This is a genomic window from uncultured Porphyromonas sp. (assembly GCF_902489635.1).
Lineage (GTDB): Bacteria > Bacteroidota > Bacteroidia > Bacteroidales > Porphyromonadaceae > Porphyromonas.
In genome coordinates this window covers 35,357-53,513 of record NZ_CABUAN010000004.1, presented here as the reverse complement: position 1 = coordinate 53,513, position 18,157 = coordinate 35,357, and the positions used below count along the sequence as shown (strand labels likewise).

11 protein-coding genes and 1 riboswitch are annotated in these 18,157 nt (G+C 53.5%); of the genes, 10 read left to right on the top strand and 1 reads right to left on the bottom strand.

Features of this window, described 5'->3' with window-relative positions; translation table 11 throughout:
- Positions 1–458 precede the first annotated feature (458 nt).
- Positions 459–2,066, bottom strand: coding sequence for an Ig-like domain-containing protein (locus RDM37_RS01570; protein WP_308554545.1), 1,608 nt, complete (start codon positions 2,064–2,066; stop codon positions 459–461).
- A 219-nt stretch (positions 2,067–2,285) separates the two neighbouring features.
- A riboswitch (cobalamin riboswitch) is annotated at positions 2,286–2,500 on the top strand.
- A gap of 173 nt (positions 2,501–2,673) precedes the next feature.
- Between RDM37_RS01570 and RDM37_RS01565 the strand changes: the two genes are divergently transcribed.
- The 10 genes from RDM37_RS01565 (at position 2,674) to RDM37_RS01520 (ending at position 18,079) form a co-directional block, all read left to right on the top strand.
- Positions 2,674–3,633, top strand: a complete 960-nt coding sequence (locus RDM37_RS01565) for a sirohydrochlorin cobaltochelatase (RefSeq protein ID WP_308554544.1) — start codon at positions 2,674–2,676, stop codon at positions 3,631–3,633.
- Between the two features lie 4 nt (positions 3,634–3,637).
- Positions 3,638–5,797: a TonB-dependent receptor domain-containing protein gene (locus tag RDM37_RS01560; protein ID WP_308554543.1), complete on the top strand. Its 2,160-nt coding sequence runs from the start codon at positions 3,638–3,640 to the stop codon at positions 5,795–5,797.
- Positions 5,798–5,841: 44 nt separating this feature from the next.
- Complete coding sequence (locus RDM37_RS01555) at positions 5,842–7,140, top strand: hypothetical protein (protein ID WP_308554542.1); 1,299 nt, start codon at positions 5,842–5,844, stop codon at positions 7,138–7,140.
- A 187-nt stretch (positions 7,141–7,327) separates the two neighbouring features.
- Positions 7,328–8,794, top strand: a complete 1,467-nt coding sequence (locus RDM37_RS01550; RefSeq protein WP_308554541.1) for a PepSY domain-containing protein — start codon at positions 7,328–7,330, stop codon at positions 8,792–8,794.
- A gap of 40 nt (positions 8,795–8,834) precedes the next feature.
- A complete protein-coding gene (gene cobJ / locus RDM37_RS01545; RefSeq protein WP_308554540.1) occupies positions 8,835–10,238 on the top strand; it encodes a precorrin-3B C(17)-methyltransferase in 1,404 nt (467 codons plus the stop codon).
- On the top strand, positions 10,235–11,428 hold the full coding sequence (gene cbiE / locus RDM37_RS01540) for a precorrin-6y C5,15-methyltransferase (decarboxylating) subunit CbiE (RefSeq protein ID WP_308554539.1): 1,194 nt from the start codon (positions 10,235–10,237) through the stop codon (positions 11,426–11,428). Before cobJ ends, cbiE begins: the two co-directional genes overlap by 4 nt.
- Before the next feature lie 5 nt (positions 11,429–11,433).
- Positions 11,434–13,269, top strand: a complete 1,836-nt coding sequence (gene cobM / locus RDM37_RS01535; protein ID WP_308554538.1) for a precorrin-4 C(11)-methyltransferase — start codon at positions 11,434–11,436, stop codon at positions 13,267–13,269.
- Positions 13,266–13,976, top strand: a complete 711-nt coding sequence (locus RDM37_RS01530) for a precorrin-2 C(20)-methyltransferase (protein ID WP_308554537.1) — start codon at positions 13,266–13,268, stop codon at positions 13,974–13,976. The genes cobM and RDM37_RS01530 overlap by 4 nt, the downstream gene beginning before the upstream one ends.
- Before the next feature lie 822 nt (positions 13,977–14,798).
- The gene (locus RDM37_RS01525; RefSeq protein ID WP_308554536.1) at positions 14,799–16,973 is read left to right on the top strand and encodes a TonB-dependent receptor; all 2,175 of its coding nucleotides are present in this window, start codon (positions 14,799–14,801) and stop codon (positions 16,971–16,973) included.
- A 77-nt stretch (positions 16,974–17,050) separates the two neighbouring features.
- A complete protein-coding gene (locus RDM37_RS01520) occupies positions 17,051–18,079 on the top strand; it encodes a sirohydrochlorin cobaltochelatase (RefSeq protein ID WP_308554535.1) in 1,029 nt (342 codons plus the stop codon).
- Positions 18,080–18,157: the final 78 nt, after the last annotated feature.

The following is an 18,157-nucleotide window of genomic DNA, read 5'->3' as shown; positions in this document are numbered from 1 at the left end:
ACTAAAGCGTGAGGATGAGAAGGATGCCTCTTATAGGTTACTTCTGATGTGATTGACTCCTAAGCTTTAAGTTGAGAACAAAGTAATGCCCTGAGTATATTTCGCAAGACAACTACCAGCCTGTGTTAGATACTTGACATCTTGAGCATCTATTGTTTAGTGTAGCAACCTTAATAGGGCGGTAGACGATTTGAGAGTCTCTACAAGTCACCACAAATCCTTAGATCAAGCTAAGAAAAATGCTTGTTGTGTCTAAGATCGTATTGCCTAGCACTCTTGAGAGATTAAGAGTATCTCGTCAGATATGTGGAGTTCAAAGGAAGAGGGGTACCCACACAGCATTATGGCTCCAGGATACCCCTCTGAAGAAGACTCTCTAGTCCGCGTCTAGCCAATGAAGGCGTAGGAGCATCAACCTTGAGAGGTACTATCGCTATCGTGCGACAGTCGATTATAGCTTAGCGACGGCGCATTTGCTGTAGCTTGCGATGCTTAGTCTTAGTGAGAGTCTTCATCTCCTTGTACTGCTTTATAGCTAGACTGCGTAACTGAGCAGCTGACTGAGTTTGCGGTTTTTCGATAATCTGAAGCATAGCCATAGTTTCTTCGCTGTTGGTAAAGATCTGAGCTAGAACCTTACCAGTGGCATCGTAGCCTAGCGCATAGCCTCTAGCACTATTAGCCTTGAAGTTATTTCCATAACCATTGGTTGTGAACCACTCTTTGAGCTTAGGATCATCAAAGTCATTAGAGTTTTTGATGCAGTTGACAGCACTATTGACGTATGGAGTTCCTTCATCAGGTGTGCAAATATAGCATACGAGTGAGAAGTTGGTCTGAGCGATAGAAGTTGCCTTGGATGTGAAAAACAAATTCTTTTTAGCTTCCTCACTTTCCTCGGAGTCGTACTCGCGAAGGCCGAGATTTGTTTCGAACTCTTTTATCTTAGCTGCGTCCTTTGTCGCAAGTAGTTTATAGTCGGGAAAGTCCTTTGCACCAGGTAAGATATCATGTGCTATCTCAATATCCTTCTTGGGCATAGGCTTGATGAATAGAATCATCAGTGTAGAGCCTAGCTCATTGTTCGGATCGTCATAAATCTCTACCGAGACCGAAGGTTCGTTGTCGTTCAGACTCTTTTTGAAAGGCGTATCCTTATCGTACATGCCATCGCTAAAGATTGTAAAGCCATAATCAGCGAGCATAGCGAGTGTCTTAGGACAATTTGCGAGACTCTCCTTGCTGAAAGCGGGGATCACATACTCCTTGGAGTCTGTAAAGACGAGTCCATAGACGGCACCCACGATTGTCAAATCCTTATTGACAAAAGCACCCGGGAACGGACCTTGTCCCCAGAAACTAAGAGATTGTGCTGTACGACCGATCTTGGCCTCATGATTTAGAACCTCTTGGTTTGTGATGCCATTTTCGTCCGCTGTTGCCTCAAACATGAGGAGAGGAAGCTCGTTTTGAGCAATTTTACTGCCACCCCCATTATCTTCCGTTACGGTGACTGCTACCTGAGCCTCCTGACCAGCAGCGACAACTGTGATTGTCGCACTACCAGCAGCAACGGCTGCGACGACTCCATGAGCATCGACGGTAGCGATGTCCGTCTTGTCACTTGTGAAGGTGATGGGCGTATCAGCAGGCGTGACGGTGTAGTCAATCTGAGCTGTCTTGCCCTTCTCAATCGTTAGTGTAGGTGTCTTGATTGTTAGCGTTACGCTGGGTGCTGAGTTAGATACCGTGACGACACACTTCGCCGTGAGGCCACCCACCTTGGCACTGATATTGGCAGTACCCTCGGCAATCGCCTTGACGAGTCCCTTAGCATCGACCGTGGCAACCTTCTCATTGTCGCTGGTGAAAGTGACAGTGTAGGCCTGATCCTTAGGCTCTACAGTAACTATGAGCTGTCGAGTATCGCCTACCTTGAGCGTGACTGCTGTGGAGTTCAGTGTCAGAGATGTAGCCTGAGGCTGAACATCATTAGGCTCTTTGTCGCAAGATCCTAGTCCTACGACTAGTAGAGTAGCAAATAGAATAGCTGAAAGTTTTTTCATAATCTATCGTTGATTAGTTCGTATGCGATTTACAAAAGGGCGGATATTAGACTCTATGAAATCATCTTCTGCTCTCTGCCGGCTAAGGTAGAAAAAAAACAATACAAATGCAATAGCTATTGAATTTAGAAGATTCGTATGGCTAATTTCTATTTTGAGGCGCATATTTTCCCAACCTCGGCATCTGCTCTCTCCTTAACTTTTTTCGTACCTTTGTGGGCAATATCCTTGAGTGGTGGTGCATCTGCTCGTGAGGCGAGCGATGCAAGAGGGAAGTCCAGTGAGAATCTGGTGCAGTGCCCGCTACTGTGATCCCCCTATTTCACAGAGCCTATCACAAGATGAATACAAGCCACTGTCTGCCTGAGGTCAGATGGGAAGGCGGTGATAGGCTGGGGTAAGTCAGGAGACCTGCCACTACTCGTAACTTAGTATATAATCGTGTACGCTCGGTGGCAAGCGTACCTTAATGCTATGTCAATCGATCAGATGCATATCTCTCAAGAGGCACTGCGCATGTGGCGTGGGGCTACGGCTGTGCTATGCCTCAAGTTATGCTACGCCAGCGGTCGATCGACTTGACCTAGCGAATAAATGCAACAACCGTATGACGCAACGCATCTATCGTATACTCCTATTATATATGACTGCACTACTCGGCGGACTGTCGCTACAGGCGGGCAATAAGGTCTTTGAGACTGACTCGCTCTTTGCAGGCATGGGCCCTAATGACAAAGGGGCTATTCTCGTAGTTCACTTTGGCACAACCCACGACGATACCCGTCGGGTGACCCTCGATGCTATCAATGAGCGCATAGCTGCAGCCTATCCCAATCTAGCGGTCCGTCAAGCCTATAGCTCTCGTATCGTGCGCAAGCGTCTAGCAGCGCGGGGTATAGAGATCCCCACGCCTGGCGAAGCACTTAAGGCACTAGCCAGTGAGGGCTTTACCCACCTGCTGGTGGTCTCGACGACGCTCGTCGATGGAGTAGAGATGGAGTCGCTCTCCTATGAGGTAGCTCACCTGCAGCAACTCTTTAAGAAGATTAGGCTGGTGACGCCGCTACTCTTCTACGAGAGCGACTACAAGGACTTGGCCACTATCATGACGGCTCACCTCGATCCAGAGGTGGCTTACATTTGGGTGGGGCATGGCACCTACGATAGTGCTACGGCTCAGTACGCTATGCTAGACCACTACCTGCAGCGTCACGGCTATGGTCAGGTGATTGTGGGCTGCGTGGAGGGTTACCCTTACTACGAGGAGGCTCTAGAGCGTCTGCGTGCTACGGGCCTCAAGCGAGTCTGTCTACAGCCGCTGATGATCGTGGCAGGCGAGCATGCTAAGGAGGATATGCTCCAAGAGTGGCAACCCCAGCTAGAGGCTCTCGGCTATCAGGTCGAGAGTGTGGTGCGTGGCTTGGGCGAACTGCCAGAGGTGCAGGAGATGATCCTGAGGAAGGTTGACTTCTTCATGACACATCGTCGTCTCTCCATTATGGACAAAAAAGCAATCTACGAGGAGACGGGCGAGAAGTTGCACAAGTCTGACTCCATAGCTCGGTAAGTCGATGAGACGTAGCTACTTTTACCTATTCCTGTTGCTGGCTAGCTGTGTGCTCCCGCTCACAGCGCAGCGGGATACGCTCAGTCATCATCGTGACTCGATAGACTACAAGAACCTCGGTGAGGTGATTGTCGTGGCGCCTACGCATAGACGTATCATGCAGCAGCAGGCACTCTCGGCGATCAGTCTAGATGTCAAGCCGCTCATCGCTTCGATGGGTAGTCTCAATGAGTTGGTCGCTCAGAGTTCGGGTGTGCGGCTCAGAGAGTCTGGTGGTGTGGGCTCTAGCAATGAGCTATCGATCAATGGTATGTCGGGGCATGCTGTCCGCTACTTTATCAATGGTGTGCCGCTCTCCTCGATGGGCGAGGGGGCTTCGCTCGCTACGCTACCAGTGAACCTCATCGATCGTGTCGAGATCTACAAAGGGGTCGTACCGCCTGAACTCGGTATGGATGCCCTCGGCGGAGCAGTCAATATCGTGACCAACAGCCGTGGGGAGAGCTATCTGGACTGTTCGCTGCGTGGTGGCTCTTTTCACACCTATGCCTTAGACCTGACGGGGCAGTATAGGGAGCAGCGGAGTGGCTTTACGGTGCGCCCCACACTACGCCATCAGTACTCCAAGAATGACTACATCATGCGCGGTGTGGAGGTGTGGAACGGCGAGACGCAAGAGTACGAGCGGCGAGACTTCAGACGCTTTCACGATGGTTACCAGTCGCTCTTAGGCCGTCTGCAACTAGGCGTGACTAAGAAGCCATGGGCAGACGCCGCTCTGCTCGGTGTAGGCTATACAAAGAGCGCGAGCGAGATACAAACCGGATTTCGCCAGACGCTAGTCATCGGCGAGGCGATGCGAGATCGTGAGGACTTAAGCTTCTCGGCGCACTATGCCAAGCGCAATCTCTTTACCCCTGGACTCTCTGCTACGATAGATGCCTCCTTTGCTCGCAACCATATTATGATTACGGATACCGCCTATCGTAAGTATAGCTGGGATGGTACCTTCATAGAGACTCACTATAGCGAGGTGATGCGTCGCACACGTATGATACGCCACACGGTGCGCCCGACCTGGACGACTCGTGCCAACTTCGCCTATACGCTCCCCAAGGGTGGACATCTCAACCTTAACTATCAGATGAGTTCCATAGCCAATGAGCGGTACGATACGTACGATCCCAACTTTGAGTCGTCACGTGACCGTATGGCGCAGCACATCTTCGGACTCTCGTATGGCACGACGCTCCTCAATGGCCGTCTGCGTGGGATGCTCTTTGTCAAGGACTACCTCTACCACGTAGCCATCGAGCAGGCTGATATGTACTGGTTGACGGGATCGGACAAGGTGCCTACGCAGCAGACGAAAAACCAAGTGGGCTACGGGCTTGGGCTACGCTATACGATCGCTGACGAGCTAGCTGTCAAAGCCTCTTTCGAGCGTGCCACGCGTCTGCCGACAGCTCGCGAGCTGATGGGTAATGGAGCTAACATCTACCCCAACTTCAAGCTTCATCCCGAGCAAGCTTACAACCTGAACTTAACGCTCTATGGTCAGGCGCAGTGGGGCGACCTGCACTTCCTCAACTACGAGGCGACCGCCTTCTATCGCAACGTGTCCAACTACATCCATCGTGTGGTGCTGGGAGATGTTGAGAGCCAGTACGAGAATGTCGGCTCTTCGCTCGTCCTCGGTGGCGAGATGGAGGTCAAGTACAACTACGCCAACCTCTTGGACCTCACGCTCAACGGCACTTACACCGACGAGCGTGACCGCACGCGCACGAACATTTACGGTAAGCCGAATCCAACCTATGGGTATCGGATCCCGAACGACCCTTTCCTCTATGGTAATCTGCTCCTAGGGGCTAACTGGCGCAAGCCGTTTGGTATCCAAGCGAGTGCCATACACTTCAACGCTGGACTGGGCTATATCCATTGGTTTTACCTCACGTGGGCAGCCTTCGGGCGCAAAAGCACCAAGGCGGTCATCCCGACCAGCTACGACCTCTCGGCTGGGGTCACCTGGAGCTTCGCTCACGACCGCTACTCCATATCACTGCAGAGCAGCAACCTGCTAGACCGTCCGCTCTACGACAACTATATGTTACAGAAGCCTGGACGAGCCTTCTACTGCAAGCTCCGCATATTCCTCAACTAGAAGACATACAAACACTTATATCAATCACCAAAACTTATATTACTATGACTAAAGCTTATCGCTTGCTGGCGGCTCTCGTAGTCGCCCTCGTCACACTCTCGTTCACGTCGTGTGAATCAGATACGCCCAATCCTGAGAAGGAGATAACCATGGGCTATGACCTATGGGTTCCTTTGGGAGGAGCCACTGGCCAGTCAACCGCCAACAAGGATGCACACATCATCGCACGTGTTGCTGACCTAACCAAGGGTGTTCTGAGTATCAAGGGCGAGGGAGTAGAGACTTCAGCATCTACCATAACGCCTAACGTATTATATCACCAGGGCTACTACTACAGTGTCTCTCGTGAGGGACGCTTCGGCAAGTTCCGCGTCTCCAACACTGGCATCGAGACGATTAAGGAGTTACCTATGCCACAGATCCTCGATCGTCGCTTTTCGCACGCTTGGCTAGACGACAACACGCTCGTCATGGTTAGCTCCGTAGGTGACAAGCAAGAGGTTTCTTGGGTCAAGGTCGATGTCAACAAGATGGTCATCACTGCTGAGGGCAAGCTCGATCTACCTAAGCCTGCTGAGGACGAACTCTTCAACTCCAGCGGTCTGCTAGGCTATCGCAAGGCTGACAATATGCTCATCTTCCCTCACGTTTATATGGAGAAGTCTAAGAAGACCTCTATGGCACTACCTCCCAAGCGTAATGAGATCTACATCGCTTTCATCGATGCAAGTACTATGGAGGTCAAGAAGATCGACAAGGACACACGCTGCGAGCACCTAAGCTCTACCTCTTTTGGAGAGACACGCAGTCAGAAGACTTTCTTCGACTCTAAGGGTAACTTCTACTTTGCGGCTGCTACTTGCAACATCCCCGAGAATGCTAAAAAGAAGAGCGGTACGAAGCAGCGCAGCTTCCTCTTCCGTGTCAACGCAGGCTCTATGGAGACGGACAAGAGTTTCGACGGTTATGCACAGCCTCGTGGCAAGATCATCACCGTCTTCCCGCTCAATGATGACGAGGTGCTCCTCTATATGCAGGACCCCGACTTCAAGGAGAAGGGCAATACCGACTGGAGTAGCAAGACCAATCGCTACATCTATTACTGGCTACGCTGCAACATGAAGACGCATCAGGTGGAGCATATCAAGGATATCCCCTTTAGCAATGGTAACTTCGGTCAGTTGGTCGTACGCAATGGTGACTTGGTCAGCATCGGTGCCAATGTAGAGGGCGCTCCTACGACTATCTACCAGTACAATATCAACACCCGCCAGGTGACCAAGGGCGCAACACTCGCTGATGGCTTCGAGATAGATCGCATCACGCCAATCGTCAAAGAGTAAACCTCTAGTACGGCTACACTAGTGGCTGAGCTACTAATACGGAGCTCTCTTTCGTGAGAGACTCACCACACGGTGCGGCTGCTGCGTTTGCTAGTGGTCGCACCGTTGCTTCTTATGGGAGACCTCACAGCTTAGGAGACCTCTCTTATAAACAATGACAACCCTATAATCCTATTACATACCAACTATGCGCTGGCTTCACAAAGTACTAGGCACCGTCTGTGCTCCGCTCTTCCTCTTATGGTTGATCTCTGGAGGGGTGATGATCTTCTGCTCCTTCCCCCGTCTCGGGGACAAGGACTTACCGCTACAGGATACCCTTGCGACCTCGGCGGCTCTACCGTCGGAGTCTACGCTACAGGCGAAGCTCCAGCCTGGCGAAGAGCTGACGGCACTCTCGCTCACCACGCATTGTGGCGAGCCGGTGTGGAGTGTGGAGACGAGCGAGGGAGGGTATCTGTGGCATGCGGACTCGCTCCTTACGACGGCTACGGATTCGGTGCCAGAGGCTTGGTATGAGCAGTATGCGTCGCGCTTTAGCTCTGCGCCTATCGTGGCGGTTGATACGATACGACACATAGACACCTGGACGCCTTACCCGAGGGTCAAGAAGGATCTGCCCCTCTACCGATACCGCTTTGACGATCCTGAGGGAACTTACCTTTATCTCTCTAGTCAAACGGGCGATGCGGTGCAGCTCTGCACTCGTTCGGAGCGTATTGGGGCATCGTGTGGTACGATTCCCCACATGTTTTATTACTGGTGGCTACGGCAAAACCGCACCGTCTGGCTTTGGGTCATCTCAATCTTCGCTTCGCTGGCTGTCATCGCTGCTTTTACGGGGCTATACCTTGGGATACGCCTTTACGTCCGTATGTGGAGACGAACGAAGCGATTGCGCAGTCCCTACAAGCGCAATAGAGTTTTGCACTGGCATCTCGTCGGGGGCGTGATCTTTGGTCTGTCGCTAACGCTTTTCGCCCTCAGCGGGGTGATGTCGCTCTACGACTTGCCGTCGTGGATCGTGCCTCAGCACGACACGAAGGCGAAGCGCAAGGAGGCGCAGGTCGCAGAGGCTCCACAGCTGGGTCGCTCGGACATGTATGACTACCGCTTGCTACTTGACCTAGGCGGTGTGCAGCAGATTACTTGGCGGAGCTATGGCGGGCACCCTTACTACGAGGTGCAGCGCCACGGACAACTAGAGAGCTGGGATGCGCTGGGCGAAGCTCCACAGCCGTTGCATCTGACCGAGGAGGATATCAAAGCTAAGCTCACGCCGGTGCTGGGAACTGCCGACATGCAGATCGAGCTAATGGATCACTACGACAACTACTATGCTAGCCTAAATGATAAGTATGAGTTGCCGATCTACCGCATATCGGCACAGGACAAGGAGTCGAGTCGTATCTACATCAGTCCGACGACTGGAGAGACACGTTACTACAGTCTCAACGGACGAGTCAAGAAGTGGCTCTACCCCTTCTGTCACAACCTCCGCATTGGCTTCTTTGCAGAGCATCCCACGCTGCGCATCATCTGCATGCTGGTGCTGGTGCTAGGTGGTTTGGTCGTCTCGGTGAGTGGTGTAATACTCGGTTTTCGTTATCTTCGCAGAGTAATTCATCGGGCTAAGTCTCGCCGTAACAAATAAGAGGTGTGTCAAGCCCGTCCAACAATAGCAAAGAGAGACTATGAAAAAGATCTATATCGCCGGCATCGGTCCCGGCAGTCCTGAAGATATAACGCCCGCTGTGCATCAAGCCCTCAGAGAGGCTGATGTGGTGGTGGGGTATGCTTACTACTTTCAGTTTATCCAAGAGTACCTACACGAGGGCGCCGAGTGCATCGACACAGGTATGCGCCAAGAGCGTGAGCGAGCCAAGCTAGCTATCGAGCGAGCCGAGGCTGGACAAACGGTTTGTGTCATTAGCTCTGGCGATGCGGGCATCTACGGGATGGCGCCGCTCCTCTATGAGATGTGCGATGAGCGGGGTAGTGATGTGGAACTAGAGGTGCTACCTGGGATCTCCGCTTTTCAGAAGGCGGCCGCCCTCCTCGGAGCACCCATTGGCCATGACCTTTGTATCATCTCGCTGAGTGATCTGATGACTCCGTGGGCAATCATCGAGCGACGCGCTATCGCAGCCGCAGAGGCGGACTTCGTCACAGCAATCTACAATCCCAAGAGCATCAAGCGGTACTGGCAGCTGGAGCGTGTGCGAGAGCTATTCCTCAAGCATCGCTCACCCGACACGCCCGTAGGACTGGTGCAACAAGCGGGGCGTCCCGACCAACGTGTCTGGACAACGACCCTACGAGAGCTGAATACGCAAGATGTTGATATGTTTACCGTCCTCATCATCGGCAATAGTCAGAGCTTCCTCTCAAAGGGCAAAATCGTCACGCCACGAGGTTACTATCGTGACAAAGGGAGTGACGAAGAGAAGGTCGGACAGCGCATCATGAGCGAAAGCTTTCGCACGATCCTCTCGCTACTCAAGCATCCCGAGAGCTATCCGCTCGACCATCTCTGGGCGATGCTACACGCGGTCCATACGACGGCCGACTTTGAGATGGAGGAGCTACTTTACAGCGACCCCAATGCGGTCTCTCGCATTTACCAAGGCTATGTAGATGGTAAGATACGCACCATCGTAACCGACGTGACGATGGTTGCTTCGGGCATCCGCAAAGGTGCCTTGGCACGCTACGGTATCGAGGTGCTCTGCTACCTGCACGACCCACGTGTGGCTGAGATGGCAGAGCGACTGGACATCACCCGTACACAGGCTGGCATAAGGCTCGCCGTCGAGGAGCATCCCGATGCGCTCTACGCTTTTGGCAACGCTCCGACGGCTCTCATGGAGCTGGCGCACCTCATTCGCCAGGGCAAGGCTCACCCCGCTGGAATTGTCGCAGCACCCGTCGGCTTCGTCCACGTGTGTGAGTCAAAGCACATGGTCAAGCCCTTTCACGACATCCCTAAGCTCATCATTGAGGGACGCAAAGGGGGCAGCAATCTAGCGGCAACGCTGGTCAACGCGACCCTCAGCTATGGCGATGCCGAGACGCTCAAGCCTGGTCGTGACTTATGAAAATCATCCTCATAGGACTTAGCGACGACCGAGAGCAGCGGTGGAGCCCAGAGCTGCTGGAGCGACTCGCTGGCGAGCGCGTCTTCTCAGGAGGGGCACGGCATCACGAGATCGTCCGAGAGATCTTGCCGACGGAGTATCACTGGATCGATATAACCCCACCGATAGACGATGTGATCGAGCAGTACAAGGCGTACGACACGGTCGTCGTCTTCGCTTCGTGCGACCCCATCTTCAACGGCATCGGGCAGCGCATCATGCAGCTTCTTCCCGAGGTTGAGATCGAGCTGCACCCTTACTTCCACTCCCTGCAGCTTCTCGCTCATGCAGCACTCCTGCCTTACCAGGACATGCACGTCGTGTCACTCACGGGGAGACCGTGGCAAGCCTTTGACGCAGCGCTGATCTCTGGCGAGCGCATGATCGGCATCCTAACCGACCGCAAGGAGCACACCCCTCAGCGCATCGCCCAGCGCATGCTCGACTACGGCTACGACAACTACCGAGCCATCGTCGGGGAGCATCTAGGCAATAAGGAGCGACAGCAGCTCTCCCGTCTCTCTATTGCGGAAATGTCTGAGCGCACTTTCGCCTATCCCAACAACTTAATCCTCATTCAGACGAAGCCCTTGCCTCGACCTTTTGGTATCCCCGATGCGGACTTTATTCCGCTCAATGGGCGTGAGCGGATGATCACCAAGCGGGCGATACGTCTCGAGACGCTCTCGCAGCTAGACCTGCACCAGGCGCACGTCCTGTGGGACATCGGCTCCTGCACCGGCTCCGTATCTATCGAAGCTCGCCTACAGCAGCCGAGCCTGCAGGTCGTTGCCTTCGAGATACGTCCCGAGGGTGCCGAGCTCCTCGACGCCAATGCGCGTCGTCATCACACCCCGGGCATCACCTTCTGCGGGGGCGACTTCCTTCGAGCCAACCTTGATTCACTTCCTCAGCCTGATGCCGTCTTCATCGGAGGGCATGGCGGGCACCTGCAGAAGATCGTTGAGGAGGCGTGGCGTCGTCTCGCCGTAGGCGGGCGGATCGTCTTTAACTCCGTCTCGAGCGAGAGCCAGGAGGCCTTCAGACGAGCCATTGCTGCTGTCGGTGGCTCCATAACCTCCACGACCCGTATGCAGATCGATGACTACAACCCGATAGCTGTCTTACAAGCGACCAAAAGCACACACTAATTCGTATGAACTCAAAACCACGCATAGCGATCCTCGCCATCTCTCCTGATGGTCAAAAGATCGCACTACAGATAGCGAGCGAACTGACAGACGTTAAGCTCTATACGACACACCAGGAGAAGGCAAGCGAAGCATTCACCCTGCTGCCCAGCCTTGCCGAGGGGGCTAAGTGCCTCTTTGCCGAGAGCGATGTCTTACTCTTTGTCTCCGCTATGGGAATCTGCGTTCGCACCATTGCCCCACTGCTCAGAGACAAGCATCACGACCCAGCGGTCCTCTGCGTAGACACCACGGGGCGGTACGTCATCTCCGTCGCTTCGGGACACATAGGCGGCGCCAACGAGTGGACCGAGCGCATCGCACACATACTAGGTGCCGAGCCGGTCATCACCACTCAGAGCGACCGGCAGGGGCTGTGGGCTCTAGACACCTTGGGTGCAGAGATCGGGTGGAGTCGCGAGACCGCAGGCTGTAGTATGAACGCCGCCATCACCACCTTTGTCAATAAGCGCCCTGTCGCTCTGCTACTTGAAATGCGCACCGAGGGTACCGCCTATCTAGAGCGCACACACCCAGAGCATGTAGATCTCTACTACCGCTACGAGGATGTCGACCAGAGCCGCTACGACCTCCTCATAGCGGTGAGTTATCGCCTGCTGGAGGGCTTGACCATCCCTTGTCTCTACTTCCGTCCGCCACTCCTGCACCTCGGTGTGGGGTGTCGCCATCAAGCAAATCCCGAGGGCGTCGTGGAGCACATTCTCTCCGACATTCGTGCCAAAGGGTACGCCCCTAGTGCCATCGCCACGATCAATAGCATCGAACTCAAGCGTGGCGAACCGATCCTCGACGAACTCTCTCAGCACTTAGGTAAGCCTTGCCACTTCTACAGTAGTGACGAGCTAGCCGCTATCGAGGTACCCAACCCCTCAGAGCGTGTCGCCACAGCAACGGGTTCGACGAGCGTCAGCGAAGCCTCCGCACTCGCAGCCAGTCAGGGCGGACTACTGATTATAGAAAAGCAAAAAGGCTGTCTCACGTCGCAGAGCGACTTTACCTATAGCCTTGCCGTAGCTCCCGAAGGGTTGCCCCACGGACATATAGAGATCGTTGGGGCGGGGCCTGGCGATCCTGAGTTAATCTCCGTGCGTGGTAAGCATTTCCTCGAGCGAGCCGACCTGATCCTCTATGCTGGTAGCTTGGTTCCCATTGAGTTAACCTACTATGCCAAGGTGGGTGCCACTGTGAAAAGCTCCGCCGATATGAATCTCGAGGAGCAGTTTGCCCTGATGAAGGAGTTTTACGACAAGCACGCGCTTATCGTGCGGTTACACACGGGAGACCCCGCCATCTTTGGTGCCATACAGGAGCAGATGGCACTCTTTGATGAGGCGGGTATGAGTTACCACATCACGCCTGGCATCTCCTCCTTCCTAGCAGCCGCTGCAGAGCTCAGGTCTCAGTTTACCATCCCCGAGCGTGTGCAGACCATCATCTTAACTCGCGGTGGCGGTCGCACGCCAATGCCCGAGCGAGAGCAACTGCACAAGCTAGCTGCCTCGCAGAGCACGATGTGCATCTACCTCAGTGCCACCCTTGCCGAGGAGGTGCAGCGGGAGCTACTCGTTCACTATCCGCCCACGACACCCGTGGCGGTCTGCTACAAGCTCACTTGGCCTGAGCAGCGCATCTACCGCGGTCAACTCTCCGAGCTGGCACAGATAGTTCGTGAGCATCACCTCACGCTTACCACGCTGATGGTCGTCGGGGATGCCATCGACAACCGTGCGGGACTCTCTAAGCTCTACAATGACAACTTCAAGCATCTCTTCCGCCGATGAAAGTGCTACACCCGATAGCGATTGTCTCTCTCGGTGCTGCTACGCCTGAGGATATCTCCATGCGGGCCTATGGCAAGCTCCAGACGGCAGATGAAATCTATTGCCTCGGTGAGGCTGCTCATCGAATAGTCGCTGCGCTACCCGAAGGCACCGCCCTCGCTCAGCGCTGCCAGATCCTCGAGATCCCGATGAGCAGTGACCGCACAGAGGCGATCCGCTACTACGAGCAGCTGGCCATCCGACTGCTAGATCAGCAGGGTAGGGGACTCGCCTGCAGCGTCGTCACCATCGGCGATGCCGGCACCTATGCCACGGTGCAGTATCTCGCAGACCTCTTACGTCAGGATGGTGCCGAGATGGAGGTTGTGCCAGGGATACCTTATTATATAGCCGCAGCGGCAACCTTTGGTCAGGGGTTGGTGCGCCAAGATGAGTCGCTCCTTGTGCTGAGCAAAGTCGACAGTGAGTCTCAGCTTCGCGAAGCGCTGGCGCAGGGACATACGGTGGTGGTGATGAAGCTCTCGCGCTGTGCCGACTTCGTTCGTAAGGTGATCGCCGAGGACCACAACGACTTCATCTACGCCGAGCATCTCGGCAATCCAGCTCTAGAGCTGCTCACCAGTGATCGAGAGACGCTCCTCGCTCGTCAGCCCATCCCTTACTTCTCGCTCATCATCATACGTCCTCGCCGAGGTAGCTCTCACTAAGTCACTACTTGCGGTACCGCAACTCTCACGAGTAACCCTTCTGCAGGCTCTAGAAGCACTAGGCCTACTAGGAGCATTAGTGCCACTAGCCCTCTAGTCTCTATTTACATATCTTTACGGGGAAATTCGTCCGATTCCCTCCTTTTTCGAATATCCACGTGGGAAATCTCAAATCTCCACGTGGATATTTTTTATTTTCCACGTGGGCGTCATTCATTTCCTCCGAAGTTTCATTTCATTCTTCCGAAGTTTCATTTGATTCCTCCGAAGAATTTTTTATTCTCCACCTGGATATTTCGAAATATCCACGTGGAAATCACTTTTCCCCGACACGGCGCCGTTTCGATATGTAGTCAGTTCTAAATTATTGTAGCGAGCTGGCGTCGAATTTCCCCAGCCAGGGATGACGCATCATAATCGAATTTTTCAAGAGCCACACACAACGATAGACGAGGAATAGATAGGTAAACGAGCTCATTGTACATAATGCGTCAGCCCCACGTGGGGACGCACGAACAGATGAGATGAGTAACGATTTTTGTAGTGGACTATGATCGTATCTAGCGGGAGGATGTTCGTACCCGTCAGATATTACAGGATCAAGACTCATGTTACCGCTCTACAACGGACGCCCTTTCGCTAGATACCAACTGTGTGTCCTTACACATCGTTACTCGTGAGATTTTTTCAAATCTAGCGAGTGCAATCCGTTGCTCGACAATGCTTTTTTTACTACCTTTGCGGTGTATAAAAGCTACTCTAACCGAATCTGTTGGGGTTGAGGTTAGGTTGCCTTCTTCTGTTAGTTTATCTTACAGTATTATGAATAGATATCTGGCAATCGTTGTACAGCTCTTAGCTCTGCTACTCCCAGCTACGCTGATGGCGCAGACCAGCGCATCAACGCCGACGGACTCGCTCGCATGGGCAGCGGTAGACTCGCTCTCAGTCCTTAATCTAGATGAGGTGGTCGTGACGGGTACCGGTACGAACTACCTCCTCAAGAATGCGCCCGTACAGACCGAGATCATCAATGCGAAGACGCTAGAGAGCTACGGATCAGCGACGCTCACGGAGATACTCTCGGGGCTGATCCCGTCGATAGACTTCAGCCACAGCGACATGGGTACCGCTATGCAGATAGGCGGGCTGGGAGATCGTTATATCCTCATCCTCGTCGATGGTAAGAGGTTGATGAGCGACCTCGGGGGGCAGACGAATCTAGATATGGTTGACCCGACACGCATCGAGCGTATTGAGGTGGTGAAAGGAGCCTCCTCCGCGCTCTACGGTAGCGACGCCATAGCGGGTGTCATCAACATCATCACCAAGAAGAGCCGTGACAATCTATCCATAGACAATAGCACGCGTGTCGCCTCCTATGGAGTGATCAATCAGTCCAACGCTTTTCAGTATAGGGTGGGCGACTGGACGACGCTGACAGACTTTAATCTAAAGCACTCAGACGGTTGGCAAAACACAACCTACGAAAACCCCAACCGATACGAAAAGCCTGTAACCAACTCGGTCAACAACACCTCCAATCCCTACCTAGACTGGCAGATAGGACAGCATCTCTACTGGCGACAGGGCAAGCCGCTCTCGGCCTATGTCGAGGGTAACTACTATCGCAAGGATATCCACCGCCCGACGGGTGTGCCCGACTACAAGACCTACGACTTCCGCTATCACAATACTTCCGCAGGTGCAGGTATGCGTTGGCAGACTCCACGGGGAGCTGTCCTGACGGCTCAGATGCAGTACTACAGGCACGCCTATTACTACGTCTACACAGGTGAGACCTGGGCTAAGGAGTACCTGCCAGATGGCAAGGAGCTGAACTTCCCCTACTTCCCTGGAGATGTAGGTCTGCAGAGCAATCAGCAACGCATCACGACAGAGCTCAAGGGGGTCTTCGCACTGCCCTTCGATCAGCGACTTAGCGCTGGCTTAGACCTACACCACAACTGGCTCATAGCACCACACCGTCTGGACGAGGATCGGGTCAATGACTTTCAGGCGGGACTCTACCTACAGGACGAGTGGACACCTACGAACAACTTTAACTTAACTGCGGGAGCGAGGCTAACCTATCACCCAGCTTTTGGCGCAAAGTTTACTCCCAAGGTGTCCCTCCTCTACAAGCTAGGCCCCGTCAACCTGCGTGCTACCTACTCCGAAGGCTTTAAGACTCCTACGATCAAGGAGCTCCACTATCGATACGTTCGTCAGATGGCGATGGTCATACTCCATCTAGGCAATCCAAACCTCAAGGCGCAGACTAGTCGCTATGTCTCAGGTAGCGTCGAGTATCACAGTCCAATGGTCAACGTAAGCGTCACGGGCTATGGCAACTTCCTCAACCATATGATCACCCTTGTGACGATCCCAAGTCGAGAGGCTCCAGGTGATCTCATAGCCACCTACAGGCCAGCTCGCGTGCGTCAGTACAAGAACATGGACAGCGCCAAGACTTATGGTGCTGATGTCACAGCCAAGTGGCGCATCTACAAGCAGTGGACGCTGACCACCAGCTACAGTTACCTCGACACAGAGGCACTCCTCTACGATGACGAGAAGCAAGAGATGCGCCAAGTCACGATCGATGGTATGGCACACCACCGTGCCACCGTGGGGCTGTCGTGGAGCGAAGCCTTCCTCCACCAGCGCTACAAGCTAGCAGTAGGACTATACGGACGTATGCAGAGCACCCGTTACTATCAGGATGACGGCAACGGCAAGCCCTATCACCTATGGCGTCTCAACACGCAGCAGACGATCATACCCAATGAGAACTGGTCTATCGACCTGAATGTCGGTGTCGATAACCTGCTCAACTACTACGAGACCACACCACACGGTCTGCACTACGGCACATCAACACCGGGACGTACGCTCTACATGACGCTGAGCGTACACTTCGGGCGAGCCAAGCAGATCACGCCGACTAAGCGCTCCTCCCGTCGCTCGCGCTCTCAAGAGGATGAGGAGGATTAGACAACCCCTAACTCACTACACTTTATCAAGCCAACACACACAAACAAATATAAAATAACTTATAACCCCTATCAACAATGAAGAAGCTATTAACAATCTTATCACTCTGCGCTCTAGGACTAACACTCCTGACTTGCGTAGGTTGCCAGGAGGACAACAACCTAGCTCTCTCAAATCACGACAAGAAGCTACAAGCTGTTACCAAGGAGGTGCAGGCAAAGAAGACCACAGACAAGGCTCTACTCCTCGTCTCTTTCGGTAGTACCTGGGATAAGCCTCAGGAGACCTTTAAGAAGGTACAGGAGGCCTTCAAGAAGAAGTTCCCCGACAGAGACCTCTACTTCGCCTTTACCTCTGAGATCTGCATGACACGTTGCGCTCAGAAGGGGTGGAACTACTACGCACCCAAATTCTATCTAGAGGCTCTTGGCGTTGCTGGATACAAGGACATAGCAGTTCAGTCTCTACACATCGTACCTGGTGAGGAGTTCCTACGTATCCAGAACTGCATCAAGGACTTCCGCAACGATGGTGATCACCCCGAGTTCGCTAAGACAACCGTCTACCTTGCTGGTCCACTACTAGAGAGCGATGATGACTGCAAGGCTGTTGCTGCTGAGCTTCACAAGATCTATGGCAAGGCTGTTGCTGAAAACAAGCTCGTCAGCTTCATGGGACACGGTAATCCTGAGAACATGAACTACGGACGCGGTAATGCTCGCTACCTCAAGATTGAGGAGGAGCTCCAGAAGCTCAGCCCCAACTACTTCGTTGCTACTGTCGATATGGAGGGCAACCTTGTAGATGACCTGATCGCTCGCGCTAAGAAGGCTGGCAAGACCTCTGGCACGATGCTCCTACACCCGCTCATGTCTATCGCTGGTGATCACGCCAACAACGACCTCAAGGGTGGTGTCGATCCGCAGAATCCTGAGGAGGGAAGCTGGCGCTATGAGATGAACAAGGCTGGCTATAAGTGCACCCTTGATGGCTGCACGATGAACGGACTCGCTGACTATCCCGCTATTGTCAACGTCTGGGTAAGCCACATGACGAAGGCTCTGGCTAGCGAGCCTCTCTACACTCCAGAAGAGGGCGAGAAGTAGTCTCAAGCACATCACTAAGTGACTGTGGAGGCTCTCCACACGCTCACGGTGGCATCATGTAATCAGTCCCCCATATAC

Excerpts from the sequence above, each read along its gene's own strand:
- RDM37_RS01570 (WP_308554545.1), bottom strand. The coding sequence starts at position 2,066 with ATGAAAAAACTTTCAGCTATTCTATTTGCTACTCTACTAGTCGTAGGA.
- RDM37_RS01565 (WP_308554544.1), top strand. The coding sequence starts at position 2,674 with ATGACGCAACGCATCTATCGTATACTCCTATTATATATGACTGCACTA.
- RDM37_RS01560 (WP_308554543.1), top strand. The coding sequence starts at position 3,638 with ATGAGACGTAGCTACTTTTACCTATTCCTGTTGCTGGCTAGCTGTGTG.
- RDM37_RS01555 (WP_308554542.1), top strand. The coding sequence starts at position 5,842 with ATGACTAAAGCTTATCGCTTGCTGGCGGCTCTCGTAGTCGCCCTCGTC.
- RDM37_RS01550 (WP_308554541.1), top strand. The coding sequence starts at position 7,328 with ATGCGCTGGCTTCACAAAGTACTAGGCACCGTCTGTGCTCCGCTCTTC.
- cobJ (WP_308554540.1), top strand. The coding sequence starts at position 8,835 with ATGAAAAAGATCTATATCGCCGGCATCGGTCCCGGCAGTCCTGAAGAT.
- cbiE (WP_308554539.1), top strand. The coding sequence starts at position 10,235 with ATGAAAATCATCCTCATAGGACTTAGCGACGACCGAGAGCAGCGGTGG.
- cobM (WP_308554538.1), top strand. The coding sequence starts at position 11,434 with ATGAACTCAAAACCACGCATAGCGATCCTCGCCATCTCTCCTGATGGT.
- RDM37_RS01530 (WP_308554537.1), top strand. The coding sequence starts at position 13,266 with ATGAAAGTGCTACACCCGATAGCGATTGTCTCTCTCGGTGCTGCTACG.
- RDM37_RS01525 (WP_308554536.1), top strand. The coding sequence starts at position 14,799 with ATGAATAGATATCTGGCAATCGTTGTACAGCTCTTAGCTCTGCTACTC.
- RDM37_RS01520 (WP_308554535.1), top strand. The coding sequence starts at position 17,051 with ATGAAGAAGCTATTAACAATCTTATCACTCTGCGCTCTAGGACTAACA.